The organism is Bradyrhizobium sp. USDA 10063 (assembly GCF_054063735.1).
Map to the genome: position 1 here is coordinate 6,926,835 of NZ_JBSSGP010000002.1, position 22,104 is coordinate 6,948,938.

26 protein-coding genes, 1 pseudogene and 1 riboswitch are annotated in these 22,104 nt (G+C 62.5%); of the genes and pseudogenes, 11 read left to right on the forward strand and 16 right to left on the reverse strand.

From position 1 onward, the window contains the following. Positions 1-183 precede the first annotated feature (183 nt). Together ACVJGD_RS34650 and ACVJGD_RS34655 are read left to right on the forward strand one after the other, a co-directional pair. Positions 184-579, forward strand: a complete 396-nt coding sequence (locus ACVJGD_RS34650) for a thioesterase family protein (protein ID WP_456638408.1) — start codon at positions 184-186, stop codon at positions 577-579. Positions 580-650: 71 nt separating this feature from the next. Further along, positions 651-1,827 (forward strand): annotated as a pseudogene (locus ACVJGD_RS34655) (IS110 family RNA-guided transposase). Between the two features lie 421 nt (positions 1,828-2,248). Here ACVJGD_RS34655 and proC read toward each other — a convergent pair. Both proC and ACVJGD_RS34665 read right to left on the reverse strand, forming a co-directional pair. Continuing rightward, positions 2,249-3,007, reverse strand: a complete 759-nt coding sequence (proC, locus tag ACVJGD_RS34660; protein WP_456640469.1) for a pyrroline-5-carboxylate reductase — start codon at positions 3,005-3,007, stop codon at positions 2,249-2,251. A 233-nt stretch (positions 3,008-3,240) separates the two neighbouring features. Beyond that, positions 3,241-3,738: a YbjN domain-containing protein gene (locus tag ACVJGD_RS34665; RefSeq protein WP_456638409.1), complete on the reverse strand. Its 498-nt coding sequence runs from the start codon at positions 3,736-3,738 to the stop codon at positions 3,241-3,243. 463 nt (positions 3,739-4,201) lie between these two features. Continuing rightward, a riboswitch (FMN riboswitch) is annotated at positions 4,202-4,353 on the forward strand. 75 nt (positions 4,354-4,428) lie between these two features. On the opposite strand from ACVJGD_RS34665, the gene ACVJGD_RS34670 reads away from it, so the two are divergent. Next, positions 4,429-5,019 (forward strand): 6,7-dimethyl-8-ribityllumazine synthase, encoded by a 591-nt coding sequence (locus tag ACVJGD_RS34670; protein WP_456638410.1) that lies wholly within the window; start codon positions 4,429-4,431, stop codon positions 5,017-5,019. Positions 5,020-5,127: 108 nt separating this feature from the next. Here ACVJGD_RS34670 and ACVJGD_RS34675 read toward each other — a convergent pair whose 3' ends face one another. The 6 genes from ACVJGD_RS34675 to ACVJGD_RS34700 all read right to left on the reverse strand — a co-directional run bounded on the left by ACVJGD_RS34675 (position 5,128) and on the right by ACVJGD_RS34700 (position 10,460). Beyond that, entirely contained in the window at positions 5,128-6,081 is a 954-nt protein-coding gene (locus tag ACVJGD_RS34675) for a ribose-phosphate pyrophosphokinase (protein WP_456638411.1), read from the reverse strand. Between the two features lie 167 nt (positions 6,082-6,248). Next, positions 6,249-6,854 carry a hypothetical protein gene (locus ACVJGD_RS34680; RefSeq protein ID WP_456640470.1) on the reverse strand — a complete coding sequence of 202 codons (606 nt, stop codon included), beginning with the start codon at positions 6,852-6,854 and terminating at the stop codon, positions 6,249-6,251. Positions 6,855-6,977: 123 nt separating this feature from the next. Then, a complete protein-coding gene (gene pgeF, locus ACVJGD_RS34685) occupies positions 6,978-7,745 on the reverse strand; it encodes a peptidoglycan editing factor PgeF (protein WP_456638412.1) in 768 nt (255 codons plus the stop codon). Beyond that, a complete protein-coding gene (locus ACVJGD_RS34690; protein WP_456638413.1) occupies positions 7,742-8,863 on the reverse strand; it encodes a class I SAM-dependent methyltransferase in 1,122 nt (373 codons plus the stop codon). The genes pgeF and ACVJGD_RS34690 overlap by 4 nt, the downstream gene beginning before the upstream one ends. A gap of 8 nt (positions 8,864-8,871) precedes the next feature. After that, entirely contained in the window at positions 8,872-9,714 is an 843-nt protein-coding gene (gene lgt / locus ACVJGD_RS34695; RefSeq protein ID WP_456638414.1) for a prolipoprotein diacylglyceryl transferase, read from the reverse strand. A gap of 11 nt (positions 9,715-9,725) precedes the next feature. Further along, positions 9,726-10,460 (reverse strand): dienelactone hydrolase family protein, encoded by a 735-nt coding sequence (locus ACVJGD_RS34700; protein WP_456638415.1) that lies wholly within the window; start codon positions 10,458-10,460, stop codon positions 9,726-9,728. Between the two features lie 172 nt (positions 10,461-10,632). Between ACVJGD_RS34700 and ACVJGD_RS34705 the strand changes: the two genes are divergently transcribed. The 4 genes from ACVJGD_RS34705 to ychF all read left to right on the forward strand — a co-directional run bounded on the left by ACVJGD_RS34705 (position 10,633) and on the right by ychF (position 13,699). Next, positions 10,633-10,902 (forward strand): accessory factor UbiK family protein, encoded by a 270-nt coding sequence (locus ACVJGD_RS34705; protein ID WP_456638416.1) that lies wholly within the window; start codon positions 10,633-10,635, stop codon positions 10,900-10,902. Positions 10,903-11,201: 299 nt separating this feature from the next. Further along, positions 11,202-11,915 (forward strand): 50S ribosomal protein L25/general stress protein Ctc, encoded by a 714-nt coding sequence (locus tag ACVJGD_RS34710; RefSeq protein ID WP_456638417.1) that lies wholly within the window; start codon positions 11,202-11,204, stop codon positions 11,913-11,915. Positions 11,916-11,936: 21 nt separating this feature from the next. Beyond that, positions 11,937-12,542 (forward strand): aminoacyl-tRNA hydrolase, encoded by a 606-nt coding sequence (pth, locus tag ACVJGD_RS34715; protein ID WP_456638418.1) that lies wholly within the window; start codon positions 11,937-11,939, stop codon positions 12,540-12,542. 59 nt (positions 12,543-12,601) lie between these two features. Further along, positions 12,602-13,699, forward strand: a complete 1,098-nt coding sequence (ychF, locus tag ACVJGD_RS34720; RefSeq protein WP_456638419.1) for a redox-regulated ATPase YchF — start codon at positions 12,602-12,604, stop codon at positions 13,697-13,699. Here ychF and ACVJGD_RS34725 read toward each other — a convergent pair whose 3' ends face one another. Beyond that, on the reverse strand, positions 13,700-13,993 hold the full coding sequence (locus ACVJGD_RS34725) for a DUF4282 domain-containing protein (RefSeq protein WP_456638420.1): 294 nt from the start codon (positions 13,991-13,993) through the stop codon (positions 13,700-13,702). A gap of 208 nt (positions 13,994-14,201) precedes the next feature. Here ACVJGD_RS34725 and ACVJGD_RS34730 point away from each other — a divergent pair, with 208 nt between their 5' ends. The 3 genes from ACVJGD_RS34730 (at position 14,202) to ACVJGD_RS34740 (ending at position 15,429) form a co-directional block, all read left to right on the forward strand. Next, positions 14,202-14,663: a MaoC family dehydratase gene (locus ACVJGD_RS34730; RefSeq protein WP_456638421.1), complete on the forward strand. Its 462-nt coding sequence runs from the start codon at positions 14,202-14,204 to the stop codon at positions 14,661-14,663. A gap of 5 nt (positions 14,664-14,668) precedes the next feature. Next, positions 14,669-15,148, forward strand: coding sequence for a MaoC family dehydratase (locus ACVJGD_RS34735; protein WP_456638422.1), 480 nt, complete (start codon positions 14,669-14,671; stop codon positions 15,146-15,148). 137 nt (positions 15,149-15,285) lie between these two features. Beyond that, positions 15,286-15,429 (forward strand): hypothetical protein, encoded by a 144-nt coding sequence (locus tag ACVJGD_RS34740; protein WP_456638423.1) that lies wholly within the window; start codon positions 15,286-15,288, stop codon positions 15,427-15,429. A 46-nt stretch (positions 15,430-15,475) separates the two neighbouring features. On the opposite strand, the gene ACVJGD_RS34745 is transcribed toward ACVJGD_RS34740, so the two are convergent. The 7 genes from ACVJGD_RS34745 to ACVJGD_RS34775 all read right to left on the reverse strand — a co-directional run bounded on the left by ACVJGD_RS34745 (position 15,476) and on the right by ACVJGD_RS34775 (position 20,871). Next, on the reverse strand, positions 15,476-15,613 hold the full coding sequence (locus ACVJGD_RS34745) for a hypothetical protein (RefSeq protein WP_456638424.1): 138 nt from the start codon (positions 15,611-15,613) through the stop codon (positions 15,476-15,478). A 186-nt stretch (positions 15,614-15,799) separates the two neighbouring features. Then, the gene (locus ACVJGD_RS34750) at positions 15,800-16,222 is read right to left on the reverse strand and encodes a hypothetical protein (protein ID WP_456638425.1); all 423 of its coding nucleotides are present in this window, start codon (positions 16,220-16,222) and stop codon (positions 15,800-15,802) included. 156 nt (positions 16,223-16,378) lie between these two features. After that, positions 16,379-17,311, reverse strand: a complete 933-nt coding sequence (locus tag ACVJGD_RS34755; RefSeq protein ID WP_456638426.1) for a hypothetical protein — start codon at positions 17,309-17,311, stop codon at positions 16,379-16,381. Positions 17,312-17,553: 242 nt separating this feature from the next. After that, positions 17,554-17,994, reverse strand: coding sequence for a nuclear transport factor 2 family protein (locus ACVJGD_RS34760; RefSeq protein WP_456638427.1), 441 nt, complete (start codon positions 17,992-17,994; stop codon positions 17,554-17,556). Positions 17,995-18,190: 196 nt separating this feature from the next. Beyond that, the gene (locus ACVJGD_RS34765) at positions 18,191-18,457 is read right to left on the reverse strand and encodes a hypothetical protein (protein ID WP_456638428.1); all 267 of its coding nucleotides are present in this window, start codon (positions 18,455-18,457) and stop codon (positions 18,191-18,193) included. A 1,158-nt stretch (positions 18,458-19,615) separates the two neighbouring features. Then, entirely contained in the window at positions 19,616-20,347 is a 732-nt protein-coding gene (locus ACVJGD_RS34770) for a hypothetical protein (protein ID WP_456638429.1), read from the reverse strand. A gap of 122 nt (positions 20,348-20,469) precedes the next feature. Beyond that, complete coding sequence (locus ACVJGD_RS34775; protein WP_456638430.1) at positions 20,470-20,871, reverse strand: DUF4160 domain-containing protein; 402 nt, start codon at positions 20,869-20,871, stop codon at positions 20,470-20,472. Positions 20,872-21,418: 547 nt separating this feature from the next. Here ACVJGD_RS34775 and ACVJGD_RS34780 point away from each other — a divergent pair. Further along, the gene (locus tag ACVJGD_RS34780) at positions 21,419-22,096 is read left to right on the forward strand and encodes a hypothetical protein (protein WP_456638431.1); all 678 of its coding nucleotides are present in this window, start codon (positions 21,419-21,421) and stop codon (positions 22,094-22,096) included. The last annotated feature ends 8 nt before the right edge of the window (positions 22,097-22,104 follow it).

The following is a 22,104-nucleotide window of genomic DNA, read 5'->3' on the forward strand; positions in this document are numbered from 1 at the left end:
AAAGTAGTCGTCCCCGCCTTGTGCGCAATTGCGCACTGGAGCGGGGACCCATAACCACAGAATTGCGTTGTGGCAGCGAGCTGCCAATCGCCAGCCTTCGCCAAATAACTTGCTGCGGTTATGGGTCCCGGATCGGCGCTCACTGCGTTCGCTTGTCCGGGACGACAGCGTGTGTGAGGCAACATGGACGCCCGTGACATCATCAAGATCGGCATGAGTGCCGAGCGCACCCTCGTGGTGCCGCCCGAGCGCACCGTCGGGCATTTCGTGCCTGGCATGCCGATGGTCTACGCCACGCCGATGATGATCCTGGAGATGGAGCTGGCCTCGGGCGATGCCATCCGCGGCAGCCTTCAACCCGGCTGGGTCACCCTGGGCACCGAGGTCGATATCCGCCATCTCTGGGCCGCACCCGTCGGCGCTTTGGTGCGCACCACCGCAAGAGTCATCGCCGTGGAGCGCCGCGTGATCCGCTTCGAGGTCGAAGCCTTCCATGGCGAGCGCAAGATCGGCGCCGGCCGCCACGCCCGCGGCCTCGTCAATGTCGAGAATTTCACCAGGCGGCTTGCGGAGCGGTAGATTCCATGGGGCGGTGAGCGCGCCCTTTCCGGTAGGTTTGGGTTTCCACACTCGAACCATCGGAGAGTCTGATGCAAGCATTGACCAAGAACACGCCCACCGCCGGGCATTGTGGCACGATTTTCGTTGCGATCGAACTGAGTCAGAAGACGTGGCTGGTGACGCTGCACAGTCCGGATCGGGACCGGGATATCGCGCCACAAGCTGGAAGGCGGCGATCACGCCGGGCTGCTGGCGCTGATCGAGCAGGTCAAGGCCCGGGCGACTGCGAAGCTTGGAGCGGCGCCGCGGGTGGTGAGCTGCTACGAGGCTGGCTATGACGGCTTCTGGCTGCACCGGCTGCTCGCGGCGGCTGGGATCACCAACTTCATCTTCGACCCGGCGAGCATCGCGGTGGAGCAACGGGCGCGGCGGGCGAAGACAGACCGGATCGATGGCGAGCTTCTGCTGCGCACCTTGATGGCTCATTTGCGAGGCGAGCCGCGGGTGGTGCGGATCGTCCGGGTGCCGAGCGTGGCCGAGGAGGACGCCCGGCGCGCCAGCCGCGAACGCGAACGACTGGTGAAGGAGCAGACGGGGCACACCAACCGGATCAAGGCGCTGCTGCGCCTGTTGGGCATGGCGGCCGGCACCTTGCGACGACGGACCTGGCTCGCCTGGCTGGAGCAGCAGCGGGACTGGCAAGGGCAGCCGCTGCCGCCGCAGCTTCTGGCCGAAGTGAAGCGCGAGCATGCCCGGCTGATGCTGGTGCGCGACCAGCTCAAGGCGCTGGAGCAGGCCCAAGTCGCTACAGAAGTCGCGGCAGAAGTCGCGGCGGAAGCCGCCGCGGCGCCGGCGCCGATGGCGAAGCGACGGGATCAGTTGCAGCAGCTCAAGGCGCTCGGCCCGGCGTTTGCCGCGACGCTGGTGAACGAGGTGTTCTACAAGGACTTCCGCAACCGGCGCGAGGTCGCCAGCTATTGCGGATTGGCGCCCAGTCCCTGGCAAAGCGGCAGCATCGATCGCGAGCAGGGGATCAGCAAGGCCGGCAACCGGCGCGCCCGCCACAAGACGATCGAACTGGCCTGGCTCTGGCTGCGCCATCAGCCGGACAGCGCGCTCAGCCGCTGGTTCCGCACCCGCACCGAAAACGCCGGCAAGCGCGCCAAGCGCATCGCCATCGTCGCGCTGGCGCGCAAGCTGATCGTGGCGCTGTGGCGCTATCTCACCACCGGCCTTGTTCCGGAGCAGGCCGTGATGAAGGCCTAGCACCGGACCACGCCACCAGGGCGAGGCGGCTCCGCGCCGCGCGCCCCGTACAGGATGGATGATGACCGTGCCACCCAGGGGCCCAACCAGGCCGCTTTGTAGATGGGTCTCATCCTCTTGGCTTCCTCGCCGCAAGCATGCGGAATGTGGGTACGGATCAGCCGATCCGACCGGATATGAGGTGATGCAGTGAGCTGCAGAAATCTTCGGAAGCCAATCCTCGCCCGGGGCCCGGTCGTCGCGCTGCGCTACGCATGGCTCCGCGCGCCGCCCTCTCACTGCAAAAACCCAACCCGCACCGGTTCAAGAGCCTTGACTCACAAAGCCCCATATGAGGGTGGGCAAAGCGTAGCGTGCCCACCATCCACGTTCCACACGCAATGGTGGGCACGCTTCGCTTTGCCCACCCTACAGGATCCCGCTACTTCGCCAATTCCTTCGATCGCTTCGTCGCGGCGGCAATCGCGCGGATCATCAGCGGCCGCAAGCCGTCGGCGGCCATCAGCACGTCCAGCGCGGCGGCGGTGGTGCCGCCGGGCGAGGTGACGTTCTGACGCAGGGTTGCCGCCGGCAGCTCCGAGCGATGCAGCAATTCGCCGGAGCCGGCGACGGTTGCGCGTGCCAGCTTGGTGGCGAGGTCGTCCGGCAATCCGGCCTCGACACCGGCGCGCGCGAGTTCTTCGGCGAGCAGGAACACGTAGGCCGGGCCGGAGCCGGAGACCGCGGTCACGGCGTCGATCAGGCCCTCATCGTCGACCCATTCCACCGCGCCGGTGGCACGCAGCAGTGCATCCGCGGTCGCGCGCTGTGCGGCGCTGACGTTGTTCGCGGCGACCGCGACCGTGATGCCGCGGCCGATTGAGGCCGGCGTGTTCGGCATCGCGCGCACCACCGCGCCGCCGCAGACCTCTTGGAGCGAGGCGATGGTTGTTCCGGCCATGATCGAGACGACGAGTGTCGATGGTGCGACCAGCGACTTGAGCGCCGCGCCGGCGTCACGGAACGATTGCGGCTTGACCGCGACCACCAGCGTGTCGACGGGCCCTGCGTCTTCCGGATTGAGACGGACGCCCTTCGCGGCAAGCGCGCTGATCTCCGTTGACGGCTGCGGGTCGATCACGACGACGCGCCCGGCATCGAGGCCTCCGGCGAGCCAGCCGGTCAACATCGCCCCACCCATCTTGCCTGCGCCGGCGAGCGCAATGGTGCCGGTGATTTGCTGCAAAACGCTATTGTTGCTCAAGGGCGTCACCACCACTCCTGTCGTCCCGGGCTTGACCCGGGACCCATAACCACCTGCGGTTCTAGTCAGGCGCAGAACGCGCGACAAGCATTTTAGCCACACGGGGACATCACGCGGTATGGGTCCCGGCTCAAGGCCGGGACGACGGCGAGTGCGCGGATGCAGTGTTCCTAAGCCTCGCCCTCGGTCTCGAACATCGCGGCGCTCATCGCTTCCTGGGCGGTCTTGCCGGCCCACACCACGAATTGGAATGCCGGGTAGTAGCGCTCGCAGGCGTGGATGGCGCCGACCAGCATGCTCTCGCATTGCGCGGTCGATGCGTTCAGCCCGCCGGGCAGCACCAGCGCCTGACGATGCATGATCATGCCGGTGTGGGTCCACAGATCGAAATGGCCGATCCACAATTGCTCGTTGATGGCGGCGATCAGCCGCTGTGCTTCGGGTCGGCGCGCCGGCGGAATCTTCATGTCGAAGGCGCAGGCCAGATGCAGCGCCTCGATCTCGCTCATCCAGGTGAAGGAGAGCTGATAGTCGGTCCAGTCGCCCTTGGAGACGATCGTGACCTCGTCGCCGGCGCGCTCGAACGCCCAGTTGTTATCGGTCGCGATATCTTCGACCACCGCGAGCGGATGGTTTTCGGAATCGATTACGCCTTCGAGGAGGGACATGCCGTCTCGACCCTTGTTCTTCTGACTTTATTGGTACGCACGCGGAAGGCCGGCCTGCACCAGATAACGCATGGTTGCCGACTGCAGGCCCCTCCATCGCCTTCCCGATCGCTCCGAGGCTTGCCATGATGAAGTGATGTGATTTGCGGAATCCGCGCAACCGGGGCCCGAGTCCGTCCACAGCCAAAGGCGCGCTCGTCCACAGCTCATCGCCGCCATAATTATTAACGCGAGAACAAACCGGAATCGGATTTGCGCGACCGTCGTAATCGTTAACGCGAGCGCCGCGTTTCGGATCGAGCCGGGGCACTCAGGACTTGCCAAGGGGGCATCAAGGGGTCGCCAAGCGGTCGTCAAGGCTCGCGCCGGGCACATGGGGAACATGCCGATTCGCCATGCCAAGGCGCTTGCCGCATCCCTCGATTTGGCAATAGCTTTGGGCAGGTCGTCCATTCCGGGCGGCCGATGTTCTCAGGGCGGGGTGAAAGTCCCCACCGGCGGTAAGGGCCTGACGGCCCAAGCCCGCGAGCGCCTTGCTCCTCCCCGGGGCAGGGGTCAGCAGATTCGGTGCAATTCCGAAGCCGACGGTCAAAGTCCGGATGAAAGAGAACGGTTGCGGCAGCCTCGCCATCGCGCGTGGCTATGGTCGTTTTCCGTATGCCCTGATTCTGGTCCTTAACGAGGAAAGCCATGAATCAGATGTTGCAAGACGCCGAAGTCCAAACTCCCGAAGCCGAGGAAGTCCAGTCGCCGCCCGAGGTTACCACGCCGGCAACCCCAGAGCCGCCACCGGCGCCCACGCATCCGCGTTTCGCCAAGCCACAGCGCGTTGCGTTCGTGCAATCGTCCTGGCACCACGAGGTGGTGGAGGAATGCCGCATCGCCTTCCTCGCCGAGATGGAGGCGCGTCACGTCACCAATATCGACGTGTTCGAGGTGCCGGGCTCGTTCGAGATCCCGCTGCACGCGCAGATTCTTGCCAAGACGCGCCGCTACACGGCGATCGTCGCCGCCGGCCTCGTCGTCGACGGCGGCATCTACCGCCACGAATTCGTCGCCGACACCGTGATCAAGGCGCTGATGGACGTGCAGTTGCGCACGGAGGTGCCGGTGTTCTCGGCGGTGCTGACGCCGCAGCAGTTCCACGAGACCGAGGTGCATTACGATTTCTTCCGCAAGCATTTCGCCATCAAGGGCGTGGAGGTCGCGGAAGCCTGCGCCAAGACGTTGCACAGCCTTGAGCGCCTGCGCGGCCAGGTCGCTGCGGGGATCGTGGGGTAGGTTGATCGCGGAATCGTAGGGTGGGCAAAGCGAAGCGTGCCCACCATTACGAGCGGAGCGTTGACGGTGGGCACGCTTCGCTTTGCCCACCCTACAACATCAAGAGTTTCAGTCGAACAGGCTCGACACCGACTCTTCCGCAGCGGTGCGGGCGATCGCCTCGGAGATCAGACCGGCGATCGAGAGCGTGCGGATGTTGGCGGAATTCCTCACCGCTTCGGTCGGCAGGATCGAGTCGGTGATGACGAGCTCTTTCAGCTTGGACGAGGCGATGCGCGCTGCGGCGCCGCCGGACAAGACGCCGTGGGTGATGTAGGCGAACACTTCCTTGGCGCCGTTGGCGATCAGGGCATCGGCCGCGTTCACCAGGGTGCCGCCGGAATCCACGATGTCGTCGACGAGGATGCAGGTGTAGCCGGCGACATCGCCGATCACGTTCATCACTTCCGATTCGCCCGGCCGCTCACGGCGCTTGTCGATGATCGCCAGCGGCGTGTTGATGCGCTTTGCAAGGCCGCGTGCGCGGACCACGCCGCCGACGTCGGGCGACACCACCATCACGTTGCTGAGGGCGAAGCGCTCGCGGATATCGCGCACCATCACCGGCGAAGCGTAGAGATTGTCGGTCGGAATGTCGAAGAAGCCCTGGATCTGGCCGGCATGCAGGTCGAGCGTCATCACCCTGTCGGCGCCGGCATGGGTGATCAGGTTCGCGACCAGTTTTGCCGAGATCGGCGTGCGGGAGCCGGATTTCCGGTCCTGCCGCGCATAGCCGAAATAGGGCACCACCGCCGTGATGCGGCGGGCGGAAGCCCGGCGCAGCGCGTCGGTGATGATCAGGAGTTCCATCAGGTGATCGTTGGCCGGAAACGACGTCGACTGCAGGATGAAGACATCGGAGCCGCGGACGTTTTCCTGGATCTCGACGAAGATCTCCATATCGGCGAAGCGCCGGACCACGGCCTTGGTCAGGGACAGGCCGAGCCCGTCAGCGATCTCTTGCGCCAGCACAGGATTGGAGTTGCCAGCTACCAGCTTGATCGCGCCGTTCTTGGCCGACATGGACGCTTCTCCCCGGGGTTTGCTCGATACCATGTCCAACATCTCAAGTACCTACAGAACCGGCGGGTTTCGATGGGCGACGAGATATCAGGCGAGGGGAGCAGCGGCAACCCGTCACACCCGTTATCCCGGCCAAAAAATGACAGCTTTTTGACTATCCCGAACGTTTAGTTAGCGCTGTAGCCGAGAGCTACGACCCCGGATTCTTTCGGTTCGGGGGCGCTCGCGACCGCAGGTCCCTGCCGGCTGGGCGCCGAGGCGGGCGCTGGCGCATCAGCCGGCCCGCCATTGATCATGCTGCTGAGGCCGCTCAGGCCCGCTTGTGCGATCTTGCGCAGGACCAGGTCGTCGGCGGCAGCCCAGGCGTCACGGCCGGTCTTGCCGGCCGGTTCTTCGCCGGAGAGGCGCAAGGCGCGCTGCTGATTGGCGTCATAGACGTCCCAGACCCAGGCGATGATGGTCTTGCTGCGCACGACCTGCGCCGAGAGATAGCTGCGCACGCGGTAGGCGGCCGCGCCTTCGCGCGACACGATCGCGAGATCGCGCAGTTTCGATTCGCTGTCGAGCACACCGACCATGCGGTCGAACACTTGTGGCGGCGGGCCGTCGATCGATTCGAACGCGACCGTCGAACCGCTGCCGCCGGCCATCGCATAGGCATTGTTCGCCGCGCCGTTGTTGGCGCAGCCACCGAGCGCGCAGGCCGCAAGCAGCAACGTCGCGACCATCGCGGCGCGCGCAATTCGGGAAAGGGTGACGATGGTGTCGCTCATCATCCCCCCGATATCGTTAAAATACGTTAAGGTCTAGGGCGGCGAGGCCACAGCGCCGGCTCGACAGATTCCGGACGTTGATCGAAATTTTCGTTGAAGTTTAAGTACTTCCAGCGGCCGCGGTCATTTTTCCAGGGCGATGGCGTGCACGTGGCGGCCATAATCGCCTTCCTTCCGATGCACCGAGCGGCGGTAGCTGTAGAAGCGTTCGTCGGAATAGGTGTCGATACCGATGTCGTCGATCATCAGGATACCGGCGTTCTCCAGCCGCATCCGGATATAGCCGCCGAGGTCGAACATCGCGTGTCCTTCGCGCTCGCCGGGCAGGAAGAAGAGGGCGTTGTCCGCATCGGCCTCCAGAAAGCGCGCGACGAATTCGGGCCCCACTTCATAGGAGTGCTGGCGGATCAAGGGGCCGATTGCGGCGACGATGCTGCTGCGGTCGGCGCCGAGCCTTTCCATCGCCTCGACGGTCGATTCCAGCACGCCGGTCTGCGCGCCTTTCCAGCCGGCATGCGCCGCGCCGATCACGCGGGCATTGGGATCGACGAACAGGATCGGGCCACAATCGGCCGCGGTCACGCCAATCGCAAGGTTTTGGGTGCGGGTGACGATGGCGTCGCCCTTCGGCCGCGCGTCACTCGCCCATGGTGTGGTGGCGACCACGACGTCGGGCGAATGCACCTGGTAGAGCGTGAGCAGGCGGTCGGGCCCGACCCCCATGCGTTCCGCCATGCGCCGGCGGTTTTCCGCGACCTTATTGGCGTCGTCATTCGAGCCGATGCCGCCGTTGAGGCCGGCATAGATGCCCTCGGACACGCCGCCGTCGCGCGAGAAAAAGGCGTGGCGCAGGCCGGGAATGGCTGAGAGCAGCGGGGAAGCCAGGGTCATGAACGTTCCGCATCATGTGGGTAATCGCTCAGCCCCGCGATCGAGGTGAGCTCCGGGTGGGAGACCGCCATGGCCTTGAACATTGAGCCCATGCCGCCGCGGCCGCTGTCGGTCAATCGTTTCAGCGCTCCGGCGATCTCGGTGGCGACTTCGGGCGTGGCCTTTGCCATCAATCCCGCGGCGCGCGCCTCGATGCCAAGGCGCTTTAAGAATTCACCCTGCGTCACCGGGCCGTGGACGCGCGCGCCGACATCTTCGGCGGCGCGTGCCAGCGCCTGGAAATCGATATGGGCGGTGACGTCGGTCTGGCCTGGATGCTTCAGTGGATCGGCAAAGCTGTGGCGGGCGATCGCCTGGAAGGTGTCGCCGGCATCGCTGCGCAGATGGCCATAATCGATGATCAGCGCTGCGCCGTCCTGATCGCGCACGCGGCTGGCGAGCTTCATGATCTCGGTGTCGGGCCGCCATTCGAACACCGCGCCGATGGGAGCGGCGCGCACCAGCGGCGGCAGCAGCACGTCGAAGCGCGGTATTGGCTCGGGTGCGGTGCCGAATGTGAGGTTGCCATTGCTGTCGAGCTGGATCACGCGTTCGTGCCAGCCGTTCTCGCCCCTCACCACCTGATGGATCGGCAGCACGTCGAAATATTCGTTGGCGAGGATCACCGCCGGCCCCTCGGGCACGTCGTCGATGCTCGCGTGCCAGGTGATGTCGCGGACACTGCCCAGGGTCGCGCGCTGCTTCTCGCGCAGCACCGGATTGATCTCGACCAGATGCACGCTGAGCGCCTGATAGAGCGGCGGCAGTACCCGCAGCGCCCGCAGCGCGTCCGCCATCATGGTGCCGCGGCCGGGGCCGATCTCGACCAGCCGCAACGAGTCAGGCGAACCGATCGCGCGCCAGATCGAGGCCGACCACAGCCCCAGGAGTTCGCCAAACATCTGGCTGACCTCGGGGGCGGTGGTGAAATCGCCCTCACGGCCCAGCGGGTCACGCGACACGTAATAGCCGTGCTGCGGATGCATCAGGCATAATTCCATGTAGCGCCAGACCGGCATCGGGCCGGATGATTTGATCAGCTTCTTGATCTCGGACAGCAGCGGCGAAACTTCGGTCACATCCAGCCTTAAATCGAACTCGGTACCGGCTGCGGCGCCCTGCGGCGCCAAGCCATCACGACCATGATAGTGCCGACAATAACCATCGGCACCGACAACAGCATTCCCATGGTCAGCCCGCCCCACAGGAATCCGAGCTGCGGGTCGGGCTCGCGGAAGTGTTCGCCGATGATGCGGGCGATGCCATAGATCAAGATGAAGCTGCCGAGCACCAGGCCGGGCCGCTTCAACGCACCCATCCGGATCATCACCGCCAGTATCGTGAACAGCAGGATGCCCTCGAGCCCGGCTTCATAGAGCTGGCTCGGATGCCGCGGCAGCGGTCCGCCATTGGGAAACACTATGGCCCAGGGCAGGCTCGGATCGGCGGGCCGACCCCACAATTCGCTGTTAATGAAATTGGCAAGGCGGCCAAGGAACAAGCCGATCGGCGCCACCGCGGTGGTCATGTCGCCGAGCGACAGGATCGGGACGCGGTTCCGGCGCGCAAACCACATCACCGCGACGACACAGCCGAGGAAGCCGCCATGGAACGACATGCCGCCCTTCCACAGTTCGAAGATCTCGGCGGGGTGCTGAACGAAGAACGGCAGGTTGTAGAACAGCACATAGCCGGTCCGGCCGCCGACGATGATGCCGAGCGTGACCCAGAGAATGAAGTCGTCCATCTGGGTGAGCGTAATCGGCGCCGGCCCGCCCCACAATTTTTCGTTCTTGATCATCGCCCGCGCGTAGATCCAGCCGATCACGATGCCGCAGATGTAAGCGAGCGCGTACCAGCGGATCGCGATCGGTCCGATCGAGATGGCGATCGGATCGAACACGGGGAAATCGATCAAGAGGAAGGGCATCGCACCTCAGGCTATGCGGACAGATTGCGGCGATAGAGCGAGAGCAGCCGCTCCCAGTGCCGCTCGGCGGCATCACGATGATAGACCGGGCGCTTCGGGAAGGCGAAGCCGTGATGGGTGGCGGGATAGATCTCGACCTCGTTGTTCGATCCCTTCATGCCGGCCTGCACTTTTTCGATGATCTCCATCGGCGCGTAGATGTCGGTCTCGGCACAGGCGAAATAGAGCTCGGCCTTGGTCTTGCCAGCCGCCAGATGCGGACTGTCGGGCTGGTCGGTCGCCAGATGCGTGCCGTAGACCGAGGCGGCGGCCCTCACGCTGTCAGGAAAATGCGTCGCCGCGTTGATCGCATAGCGCCCGCTCATGCAATAGCCGACGGTGCCGACGATGCGCGTATTCGCGGCAGCCTGGCCCTCGGCATAGGCGAGCAGGGCCTTGGTATCATCCATCACCATGGGGATGTTGATCGAGTGCATCAATTCGAACATGCGCTTGCGCTCGGGCGATTCCGGATCGGGATTGATCGGCCCGAGCTCCATGACGCCGGCGCGATAATAGAGGTTCGGCAGCATCACATAGTAACCGGATGTGCCGAGCCGGCGCGCCATGTCGCGCAGCTCTTCGCGGATCGCCGGCGCATCCATGTAGAAGATGATCACCGGAAACGGGCCGCCGCGCTCGGGATGGCTGATGAAAGTGGTGGTCTTGCCGTCCTTGGTCGGGATATCGATTTGCTGGTCGATCATGGGCGTTTCTTTGGTTCGTGATTCCTGTCCCTTGGGCGTTGAGTACGATTGCAAGGAAACCGGAGCATGACAAGGCGAGCGGCATCATGGGTCATTTGCGGTCTTGAACCACGCGCTTTTGATTGCCATTGTCTTGATCGCCCAAGGGAGTGCGGCAAGTGCGGAGAGCCAGATGACCCAGACCACGAACCGGTTTTTTGACGAGATCGGTCGCCTCATGAACGACGCCGCCGGCGCCGCCCAGGGCGTCAAGCGCGAAGTCGACTCGGTCATGCGCAATCAGGCCGAACGCGTCCTGCGCGACCTCGATGTCGTCCGGCGCGAGGAATTCGAGGCGGTGAAGGACATGGCCCGCCTGGCGCGCGAGGAAAACGAGGCGCTGAAGGCGCGGATCGTAGCGCTGGAGGCCAAACTCGGGACCTCGCCGGGCACCGCAGCGTGAAGGCGGACGGGTAGGGCTGTTTCTCACGCATTCCGCCGTCATGCCCGGGCTTGTCCCGGGCATCCACGTTCTTTCTTCCTGTCGACCGAAGGGCGTGGATGGCCGGGACGAGCCCGGCCATGACGAACTGGGGAGGGCAATGCTTCCCAAATCACCGCCCATTTTCCTTGTCATTTCGGCCCTTTGGGGCTAAAAGCCCGCCACGTCCGCAGCCCCCGCACCCCTGGAGGCTTGCTGCGGCACGCGAAACGGGGCCGCGATGCGGCCTTTAACTTTTTGCAAAACAAGGACTTAGACTGATGGCGACCGTCAAGGAATTGAAGGCGACCGCACGTCCGAAGAGCGGCAAGGGGGCCGCCCGGGCTGAGCGTCGCGCCGGGAGAGTTCCCGGAGTGATCTATGGTGACAACAAGCCCCCGCTGACCATCTCGGTCGAGGACCGCGAGCTGCGGCAGCGCATCCTCGCAGGCCGGTTCCTGACGACGCTGTTCGACATCGATCTCGAGGGCAAGAAGCACCGCGTGATTCCGCGCGACTATCACCTCGACCCGGTGAAGGACTTCCCGCTTCATGTCGACTTCATGCGGCTCGGCGAAGGCGCGACCATCCGCGTCAGTGTCCCCCTGCACGTCATCAACGCGGAAACGGCGCCCGGCGTGAAGCGCGGCGGCACCGTCAACATCGTCACCCACACGATCGACCTCGAATGCTCGGTCGAAAACATTCCGCAGTACATCGACGCCGACGTCGGCGCGCTGGAAATCAGCTACTCGCTGCATCTGTCCGACATCAAGCTGCCGAAGGGCGTCAAGGCGCTGTCGCGCGAGGACGCCACGCTCGTGACCATCGTGCCGCCGTCCGGCTACGCTGAAGAGCAGAAGGCGGCAGCGGCAGGTGCGGCCGCTCCCGCGGCAGGCGCTGCGGCTCCGGCTGCAGGCGCGGCTGCTCCGGCGGCTGCGGCTCCAGCGGCGGGTGCTGCCAAGGCGCCGGCCGGTGGCGACAAGAAGAAGTAAGCGGACGCGGGATGCCGCGTCATGCGACTCTTTGTTGGCCTCGGTAACCCCGGCGCGAAATACGCTGATAACCGGCACAACATCGGGTTCATGGCCGTGGATGAGATTGCGCGGCGTCATGGTTTCGCACCGTGGCGCCGCCGCTTTCAGGGCGAGACATCCGAAGGACTCCTCGGTCATGAGAAGGTGGTGCTGCTGAAGCCGACCACCTACATGAACGAGTCCGGGCGCGCGGTGCAGGAAGCGCAGAATTTCTTCAAGCTTTCCGCCGCCGACATCACCGTGTTCCAGGACGAGCTCGAGCTGCCGGCGGCAAAGGTGCGCGTGAAGATCGGCGGCGGCATCGCCGGGCATAACGGCCTGCGCTCCATCTCCGCGCATATCGGCAACGACTATCGCCGGGTCCGGCTCGGGATCGGTCATCCCGGCATCAAGGCACTCGTGCACAGTCACGTGCTGTCGGATTTCGCCAAGAGCGATTGGCCGTGGGTCGAAGCGCTCTGCGAGGCGATCGCCGACAATGCCGGCCTGCTGGCAATGGGGCACGACTCGTCGTTCCAGAACAAGGTGCATCTGACGATGCAGGCGAAGGGGTTCTTCGACAGCAAGGAAGAGGGCGGAAACTAACGCTCGTTCCTCAAGTCAATTCAGCCGCCGCACATTCGCGCGGGAGATCGGAAAGTACGATGGGATTCAAATGCGGGATCGTCGGGTTGCCCAATGTCGGCAAGTCGACGCTGTTCAATGCGCTGACCGAGACGGCCGCGGCGCAAGCGGCGAACTATCCGTTCTGCACCATCGAGCCGAATGTCGGCGAGGTCGCCGTCCCCGATCCGCGGCTCGACAAGCTCGCTGCGGTGGCAAAGTCGGCGCAGATCATTCCGACCCGGCTGACTTTCGTCGACATCGCCGGCCTGGTCCGCGGCGCCTCCAAGGGGGAAGGGCTCGGTAACCAGTTCCTTGCCAACATCCGTGAGGTCGACGCGATCGCGCATGTGGTGCGCTGCTTCGAGGATTCCGACATCACCCATGTCGAAGGCAAGATCGCGCCGCTGGCCGACATCGAAACCATCGAAACCGAATTGATGCTCGCCGATCTCGACAGCCTCGAGAAACGCGTCGACAATCTCACCAAGAAGGCCAAGGGCAACGACAAGGACGCCAAGGAACAGCTCGACCTCGTCAACCGCACGCTGGTGCTGCTCCGTGAGGGGCGGCCCGCGCGCGCGGTCGAGCGCAAGCCGGAAGAGGAGCGTGCTTTCCGCATGCTCGGGCTTCTGAGTTCCAAACCGGTGCTCTATGTCTGCAATGTCGAGGAGAGCTCGGCCAAGGATGGCAACAGCTTTTCGAAGCAGGTGTTCGAGCACGCGAGGAAAGAGGGCGCGGTCGCCGTCGTGATCTCCGCCAAGATCGAATCCGAGATCGCAACGCTGTCACGCGAGGAGCGCACCGACTTCCTGGAGACGCTTGGGCTCGAGGAAGCCGGCCTGGACCGCCTGATCCGCGCCGGCTACGAGTTGCTCCATCTCATCACCTATTTCACGGTGGGTCCGAAGGAAGCCCGTGCCTGGACGATCGACCGCGGCACCAAGGCGCCGCAGGCGGCCGGCGTGATCCATACCGATTTCGAGAAGGGCTTCATCCGCGCCGAGACCATCGCCTATGACGACTACGTCGCGCTCGGCGGCGAAGGCGGCGCCCGCGATGCCGGCAAGCTGCGTCTGGAAGGCAAGGACTACGTCGTCGCCGACGGCGACGTGATGCATTTCAGGTTCAATACCTGATCACCGCATCCCGCCCTGGTCGCGGATCGCGCCGAGATGCTCGTTGATGCGGAACACGATCAGGATGAATTCGGCGGCGATGCGCGAGAGCACGATGCCGACCACGATGCTGGCGAGCGAGGCGAGCAGCAGGATGAAGCCGCCGAACGGGCTGATCGCCATCGCGGCCAGGCTCCAGAGGATTCCGTAAATGCCGAACAGCACGATCACGCCGATGACCAGCCAGTAGAACGTCTTGATGATCGTGGGGGTGATGAAGCGGTCCCACTGAAACAGGTCTTGAAAATCGAACATCGGTGGATTCTCCCGGCCAATCGATCTTGAGTCGCGCCGAAGCAGGGCTAGCTCCGAACCTGTGTCCGGGCAAGTCGGGGAGCGGTACGCAAGGACGGTGCTCCCCCGCTATGGTGATGCCCCTTGACAGCAAGCCATGCGGACGGGCGGGTTGAGAATGCCGCAAATAACGGTCACAATCGGGCCCCTCTCTCCTGAAACCCCCAGCATGACCACGCTCACTTTCGAAGATTTCAAGACAGGCCATTTCGGTACCTTCGGCCCGCGCCACGTCACGCGCGAGGAGATCCTGGCTTTTGCCGCCGAGTTCGATCCGCAGCCGATGCATCTCGATGAAGAGGCGGCGAAACGATCGATGCTCAAGGGCCTGTCCGGCTCGGGCTGGCATCTCGGCTCGCTGACGATGCGGATGCTGGCCGATGGCTTTATCTCCCGCACGGCGTCGCTTGGCTCACCCGGCGTCGGCGAGATGCGCTGGCTGTCGCCGCTGCGCCCGGGCGACGATTTGACGCTGGATGTCGATGTGGTGGAGGCGCGGGTCTCGCGCAGCCGGCCTTCGACCGGCATCGTGACCTTCAAATGCACGGTCCGCAACGCAGCCGGCGTGGTGTTGTGCGAGATGGAGTCGCCGATCATCGTCGGCCGGCGCGCAGAGGCGGTGGTGGGGTAGCATCGATGCGCTTCTTTGAGGATATCGAGATCGGCGCGCGGCGCGAGCTCGGCTCGTTCACCTTCACCGCCGAGGACATCAAGCGGTTCGCGGCGCAGTTCGATCCGCAGCGCTTTCATCTCGACGAGGAGGAAGGGCGCAAGTCGCTGTTCGGCGGGCTGGCGGCGTCGGGCTGGCACGTCGCTTCCGTCTGCATGAAGCTTCTGGTCGCCGACGGCAAGCGTCTGGCGCAGGAGATGGCGGCGCGCGGGGAAGAGGTCGCTATGTGGGGACCGTCGCCCGGCTTTCGCGAATTGCGCTGGATCAAGCCGGTCCTGGCCGGCGACACCATCAGCTACGCCAATGTGGTCGAGACCAAGCGCACCTCCGAGAAGCGTCCGGAATGGGGCATCCTGCAGGGCCGCAACACCGGCACGAACCAACGCGGCGAGCTGGTGTTCTCGTTCCTCGCCACCGCCTTCGTCCCGCGCCGGAAGGCAGGGTGAAACCACACCTTGCGTGATTACGGGAACCTTCGCGCTCTTAACCGTATTCGACGATTCCCGGAAACGATCTATTTGCTAACCCATTTTGAACTTTCTGCCGGCCATATCAGACCCAGGGAAGTACCGTGGGGACGACAATGGCAGATCGTGTCGGATTGAAAGTTCTGGGCGCTATTTTCGCGACCGTCACGGTTGCGGTGATGCTGACCACCGGCATGGTGGTGAAGGGCTATGCCGACGGCGCCTTCACGCTGGAGAGCAGCTCGGTCGTCCGCCGCTGATCTTCAGCGTTTGCTAACCATAAACCATCGCGCCGTTTCGAAGGCGTCAGTGGCTCCAGATCAGCACCATCACCACGGTCGCCGCGATCAATAGTCCGACGAAGCGGAGCATGATGGTGCCGACGCTGTGCGGCGACTGCCGCAGCGGGATGGGATCGCCGTTGTCAGGCCGAACGCTTTGCATCAGTGCTGTTTTCCCCAAGAAACGGCTTGCCGTTGCGGCGTGATCCGAATGGAAACGATCACGCTCTGCCAAGCGCCCCAATCACGCGTCGCGCTTTTATCTTTCAAATCATTTTAGTCAAATAGAAACCGCCGCATCCTCCGCACGGGTGATGCGGCGGTCTCAACTTGTCGCAAATCGCCGAGATTAGCTGTTGCGCAGCCCGTCGGCAGCGCGTTTCCACTGCGTGACGTTGTCGGCAATCATGCGGGTCGACTTCATCGCAGCCTGGCTGAGCTGGGCGTAGCCCGAGATCTCGCGCTGGACGCGCTGGCCTTCGGCGTGCAGGAGGTCGCGCAGGCTTTCGAGCTCGGAGATCAACTTCTCGATCTCCGCGAGCGACGTGCCGGCGACGCGCTGGATCAGCGAGTTGACATTGTTCACGGTGGCCTCGGTGTTCGGCTCGAGTGGTTCCGTGCTCACCTGCTGCGGCGACCGGCGCAGATACGCGATATCGTTGCGCACGAATTCGCGGATGCCGGCCTCGACGTCCGAGACGGCGGCGAGGTTGTTGTCGATTTCCGTCTCTTGTTCTTGTTCAACTTGCTCGGAACGATTGGTGGCGTTCATCGGCTATTCCTCTGTTACGCAATGACGCGAGCGCGGAAGGGCCCCCGCCGCACGACGACGTGAAGAGGTAACTATGGGCGTCCGATTTTGACCGCATCTGGGCCAAGTTGCGGCAATCGTTCGATCATTCCTTAAGGGATTGCGGCCGCGGCGGCCTCACCAGCTTCGCTTGAACCCGGCCGTCAGGCTCTTGTTAACCGGGCCTTGCGCGGTTTCGCCGATCGAGCCGGAGATGGTGACGCCGTCGAACAGCTTCTGCTCGGCGCCGACCCGGTGCAGCCATTTGTCCTCGCCGGTCGCGAGCGTCTGGCCGGCGATGAAGCTGGTTCCCAGGTCGTTGATGCTCAGCCTCGCCGATTGGTCGGCCTCGTAGCTGCGCGAGGGATGGCTGACGATGCCGGGCACCGGCACCACGCCTTGCTGGATCAAATTGTAGCCGTTCTGCAGCGTCAGCGAATACTGGTCGGCGAGCGGCACCGACTTGCTGATCGAGGTCCCGAACCTCGTCTGATCGGAGCCCGGATCGACGCGGGCCTCGACCGAGGTCTTGTCCCAGATCGAGCCAACGCCCGGCGCGGTCATCGCGGCCCAGGCGGTGCCGGAGGATTGCGGCAGGCTGCCGCCATTGGCGAGCCGTTCCGACAGCAGCTCCGAATTGGTCAGCGGGCCCTGGGGCGCGACCGTCATGTCGGCGCCGATCCGCGTGTCCCAGAACGGCGAGATCGATTGCTTGACCGAGACCGCGGACGTGCCGTTCGCGTTGTTGCTCGACGACCATGCGGCATCGCTGCCATCCGCCTTCTTCGGCGCGGCGGCCTGCTTCGGCGTCAGTCCCGTGTCGGACGGCGAGGCATCGGCGCTGAGCAGGCTCCAGTCGAGCTTGTCCACGTCGACATCCTTCAGCACGTCGGCGTCATTTGCCTCTGGCTCGGGCGCGGCCTCCTCGGCGGCCGGCGTCTCATTGTCGATGCCGCTCCAAGGAGAAATTTGCGTGGAGGTTTGCGCCGCCGCCGGCAGCACGATCGCGAGACTGGCGCCGACAGCCAGTGCCGGCAACCACGCCCAGCCAGATCGTTGTTTGGAAGTCATTCCCACAGCCCGCATTCCAGTCGGAATCGCACGTTCACCATAGCGCAATATTGTGACGGCGACGTTGTATCCGGCGCGACAGCATATAGCACGGATCGTCGCAGCACGGATCGTCATGGCCGGGCACAAAAGCGTGAAACGTATTCAGCTCATGTCCCGGCCATCCAGGCCTTCCCGGGGCTGGCAAAAGGAAGGCATTTGGATACCCGGGAAACGCCCGGGTACGACGAAACTGAAAGCGCTTACTGCGCCGCTGCGATCCGCGGCAGGTGGATCGGATAGCCGACGGTCTGCTCGACCAGGTCGAAGCTGTCGACCAGGACGCGGAGGCGGGTCAGCAGGCCGGCACGGAATTGTGCGAAATGCGCAATGCGTACCGCGATCGGCTTGTTCGAATCCAGCGAGGTCAGGGAATAGCGCATCATCGATGCCGCGGAATCGACGCCGAGCATGACGGACTCGCGATCGAAGCGGCGGACGCGGAAGTTCTCGGCCATCTGCCTGATCACCTCGAGCGCGGCGGCCTTGCCCTGGCGCGCGCCGAAGAAGGAGAACAGATCGATCGGTCCATAGATCGCCCATTCGACGTCCTCGTCGAGCAGGGCGGCAACATCCGCGAGCTGGCGTTCGTTGATCGCACGATGAAACGCGCGCGAAAAACGCCAGAGACTATGCTCTGTCATTTATCGTCTTTCCGAATCTGGATTGCAAAACAGCAACGGCGAAAGGGCGTCCGCATCGACGCCGCGCCAGGTTGCTGCACTTCAAATTTCACCGCCTCAAATAAAGCGGCTGCACCAGAACACAATCGTTATTTTTGCATTGCACAAATGCAGACTTTTTGCGGGATTTTGCATGGATCCCGCCTTCTGCCGCCCGTCAGCGGTCGTGACGGGCGACCTGCTCGTGCTCGATCGCGATCCCGGTGTCGCGGATCGCGTGCACGGCGAACAGCAGCGCACCGCCAATGCCGCCGATCACCGCTCCCAGCGGCATGAAGGTGAAGAACACCAGCATGCCGCTATCGTCTTCAAGATTCGAGGTTTTGAAGATTTCGATCCAGGCAAGCCCGGCGCTGATCCCGAGCGCGGCGCCGCCCAGCGCCCCGAATGCCAGACCCAAGAGCGCCAGCAACGCGATTTTCATGGTGTTTCGTCAGCCCCATCGTCGGCAGCATCCCGCGTAGTTGGTCACGCGAGCGGCGATGAGGTTCAACCTGGCGGTGAATTAATGGAGAGTGTCGTCCCGTCGAAAGACGGGACCCATAACCACAGGGAGTTGTTGTGAGGCGAGCAAGTTGTTGCAGCGGAGCGCACTGCAAACGCTTGTGGTTATGGGCCGCGGGGTCCCGGCTACGCCAAGGCTTCGCCGCGGCACGCAAGCCCGGGACGATGTGGGGAGAGTTCCTGATTCAAATGTCAAACAGCCTCTCCGCTGTCATCGTCCGCGAAGGCGAACGATCCAGTATTCCAGAGGCGCGTGAGTTTGAACCGAGGGGCCGCCGGATACTGGATGCCCGCCTTTGCGGGCATGACGGTGGAGTGTGAGGAAAGAGCGTAAGTTCGCATTCTCGCGGCATGTGCTGCCCGAGCTTTGCGTTTCGTTTCACCCTCTCATCGAACAGAGGGCGCAGGGAAAGCCGGGTGCCGGTTGCACCCGTGGGCCCCGTGCAACAAAAAGCACGGGGGTAGGACCACAGGTCAACCGAAGCAACTCCGGCTTTCCCTGCGCAGTGGTTTACGGCTTACTTCGTGCTCTCCCCGGTGACCGGGCTTTCTTGCCACCGTCACTCTGCGGATAGTTGATCCACAGAACTTAGCGCCAGCGTCGGGGCGCCAGAACCACACGACTTCGCCGTCCACGGATAGCTGCGTTCGTCGTTCACAGCACCCGCGTCCACCGCATCTCACCGCACGTTCGTGACGATCGCGAGCCGCCCCTCATCTGGGTGAGACGCGCGGAGTCATAGTGCTGATTTGCCCGACGACGGAAGCGGATTATTTTTCGCTGATAGTATGGACAGAGTTTTGCTGATTTGCCCGTCGAGTTACTTTGTCACACTCACTGCTTCCAGTTTGTCCTTGCAAGCGGAGCGAAGCAATCCGTGAAGCCAGACGCGAAGAGATGGATTGCTTCCGTCTTCGCTCGTTGAGCTACGGCGGGCAAGTCGCTTGCGCTCGCAATTGTGCTGCTCGCGGTGAGCGTGGCGAGCACAGGTTGATTCCGCCATTCCGGGGCGCTGCAGCTCTGGAATGACGAAGATCGATTGGGGCTCTTGAACCCGAATTAATCGCCTACTGCATTCTAAGGGATTGGGGCCTGCCAGTTCCACATTCCAAGAGTGGTCAACGCCTTTTCTAAATTTCTGTCGGCCTGACATGCTTCCCCGTTGCTCACGCTCAAAATAGTAGGCATGCAACTTGTCGCAACGGTAGCTTCTGATTTGAGCGTTTGGCGTGCGGCCACTAAATGTTGTGCAACGAGTTGGTGTACGCCATTCGCGAACTTAAGTTTGGCAATTGAAAGGGCAGGCCTTACCGCACCGAGGACGGCTTCGCCGTAGGACACCGCCTCTGAGCGGCTCGGAATTTTTCCTCGGTGGATCACATCATTGCGAAATTCGTTGTGTTTCGAATTTAGCAAAACCGGCATCGTTCCGCACTCGCGCATGTAGAGGGCAATATACGCTCCCAGTTGCCGTTCAGATTGCCTGGCCAAATGCTTCCAAATTGACTCGATGTCACTATGCGTAGCTCCATTCTGCAGAAATACTGCCCGGATAAAGAACTCGTGGAATCGCTCTAGGCTAGATGTGAAAGATGAAACGGCCTCACGATAATAGCCATCAACCAGGGCGCACGCGCCGATATCAAAAAGAAGTTCGAACTTTTGCTGCTGCAGCACGACGTAGCTTTCGTGCCCCCTTGGACATCGAACTTGGTAGATGCCACTGTCGTTAAGCTCTGAAGATGCGATGAAATTCGCGAAAGCTAGATTGTCGTTCATGCATCCAGAACAAATCAAAGGAATTTTCAAAGGGCTTCTCCGGCGCGAACATCTAGTGTTACCTCTTCTTCTATCCACCTCACCACGACGACCATGTCGGTTTGCGCATGCGCTGACCCCGTTGTGTGAAGGCTTAGGATTCAGTTTGAAATTCAGATTGGGCCTACGGGGCAATCTGCAGGGCGCATTTCATTCCATTTTTGGATCAAGTCGAATTTGTGCGACTCCCACCACCCTCGGATTCTCCGTTCGTAGCGTTCAAGCCCTTGCGTTCCGGCGAGACGCCTGCACTCTAAAATGGAGAAGCTTGCATCCTCTCCTTGATACCGCACATGAAAATGAGGAGGTGGGTGTTCATCAGCCCATATAACCATGGAAAGCCCGCTAACCCGCGCCACGAGCGAATAGGCCACGCCCGGCTCTGCCTGGAAGTCCGAAAATCCGCCTTCCTCCCAGAAGAACTCTTCACTTAGGCTGTCAAGCAACGAGCCTCTTACGACAATGTCAGTTCTATCGACCATATGCTCTCTCTGGCGAAGCTTACCGCTAAGCATTAGCCTCTAGCTTTGGAGCGAAGCAGGAGGCCAAACTGTTTTACGTTTCGCACATGACCCCAATCAAGCGGGCGCGCATCCACAAGGGTTCTTGCCCCCATTGTCGTGATGGCAGAGGTCAAGAAAACCAAGAGAGGAACAATTCTGGGCATGCCGGATGGTCTAAGCCGTTCGCGACGCTTGAGGAAGCAGAGACGTATATGGCTCAGGCTTTTCCGGGATTTGACGACAAGGGCAAGTGCGGCCACTGCAAGCCGGGAGTTGATTGAATGTCCCGTACATATAAAGGCAGAGGATCCCGACAAGTGCGACCGGCGTCGCCATCATGGTCGGCAAGATCGCAACCGGCGAGATCGAGGACTTGACAACGGAGGACGGCAAAAATGTCGCTGCTCGGGTGGATGGATGGGAAAGCGCGGGCGAAAGGTTCTCCCTAAGCGACTGAAAGAAATAACAAAAATATATATTCGGTAAATTACTTTACATGAAGTGGCATTTTTTGTAATCTGCTTGCGGTGTTGATTCGATGCCGGAAGGGCTTAACTTAATGGATGAATTCCAGAGGCGTCTCGAGGCTGCTTTTAACCCAGGTACTGACGGTGAGACCATTCGCGGAGTGAGCGAGGGAATCCTGCTCGGGGACGACCTAATCGAAAACACGCCGATATTGCGTCACGCCGCCGGCCGGGATTTGCGCGGACTTATTCGTCGCGCAGGGATTATCTTCCGACTCCACGATTTGTGCGAGAGGGGTGACCTTCCGTTTTCGGCTGAGATTTTACCGATGCCGCACGGCAACTGGCATTGGCTGGAAGTGCGCTCTGATAATTTCAAAGCGCACATTTGCCGTAGTGATGGGCCTTACGACTTCCCCGAAGAAACTCTAAGCCGGCAGGACTCGCGACTGGTCAACCAACCCGATCTGTTTGCCCAAAATGTGGTTCCCATTAGCGAAGTGGTTGATAAGGTTCCGGAGTTATATGCATGGCTCACCTACTCAGCAGAAAGGGGTGGGTCTCTAAGACATTTATGTTGGGCGATGCCGCCTGCGGACGGCGGCTCATGGCTTGCCCATATTGATGTCCTAAGACGCTCTGAGCAGAGCGCGGTTGATGAGGCACCTCCTGCGGAAGAGCCGACGAAAATTATCAAACTGAAGTTTAGAGACCACATCGAGGAGGTGCTTTCCAGGCAGGACGAAAGCAGCAACAAAAAAGAGTCCTGAAGCTAGGG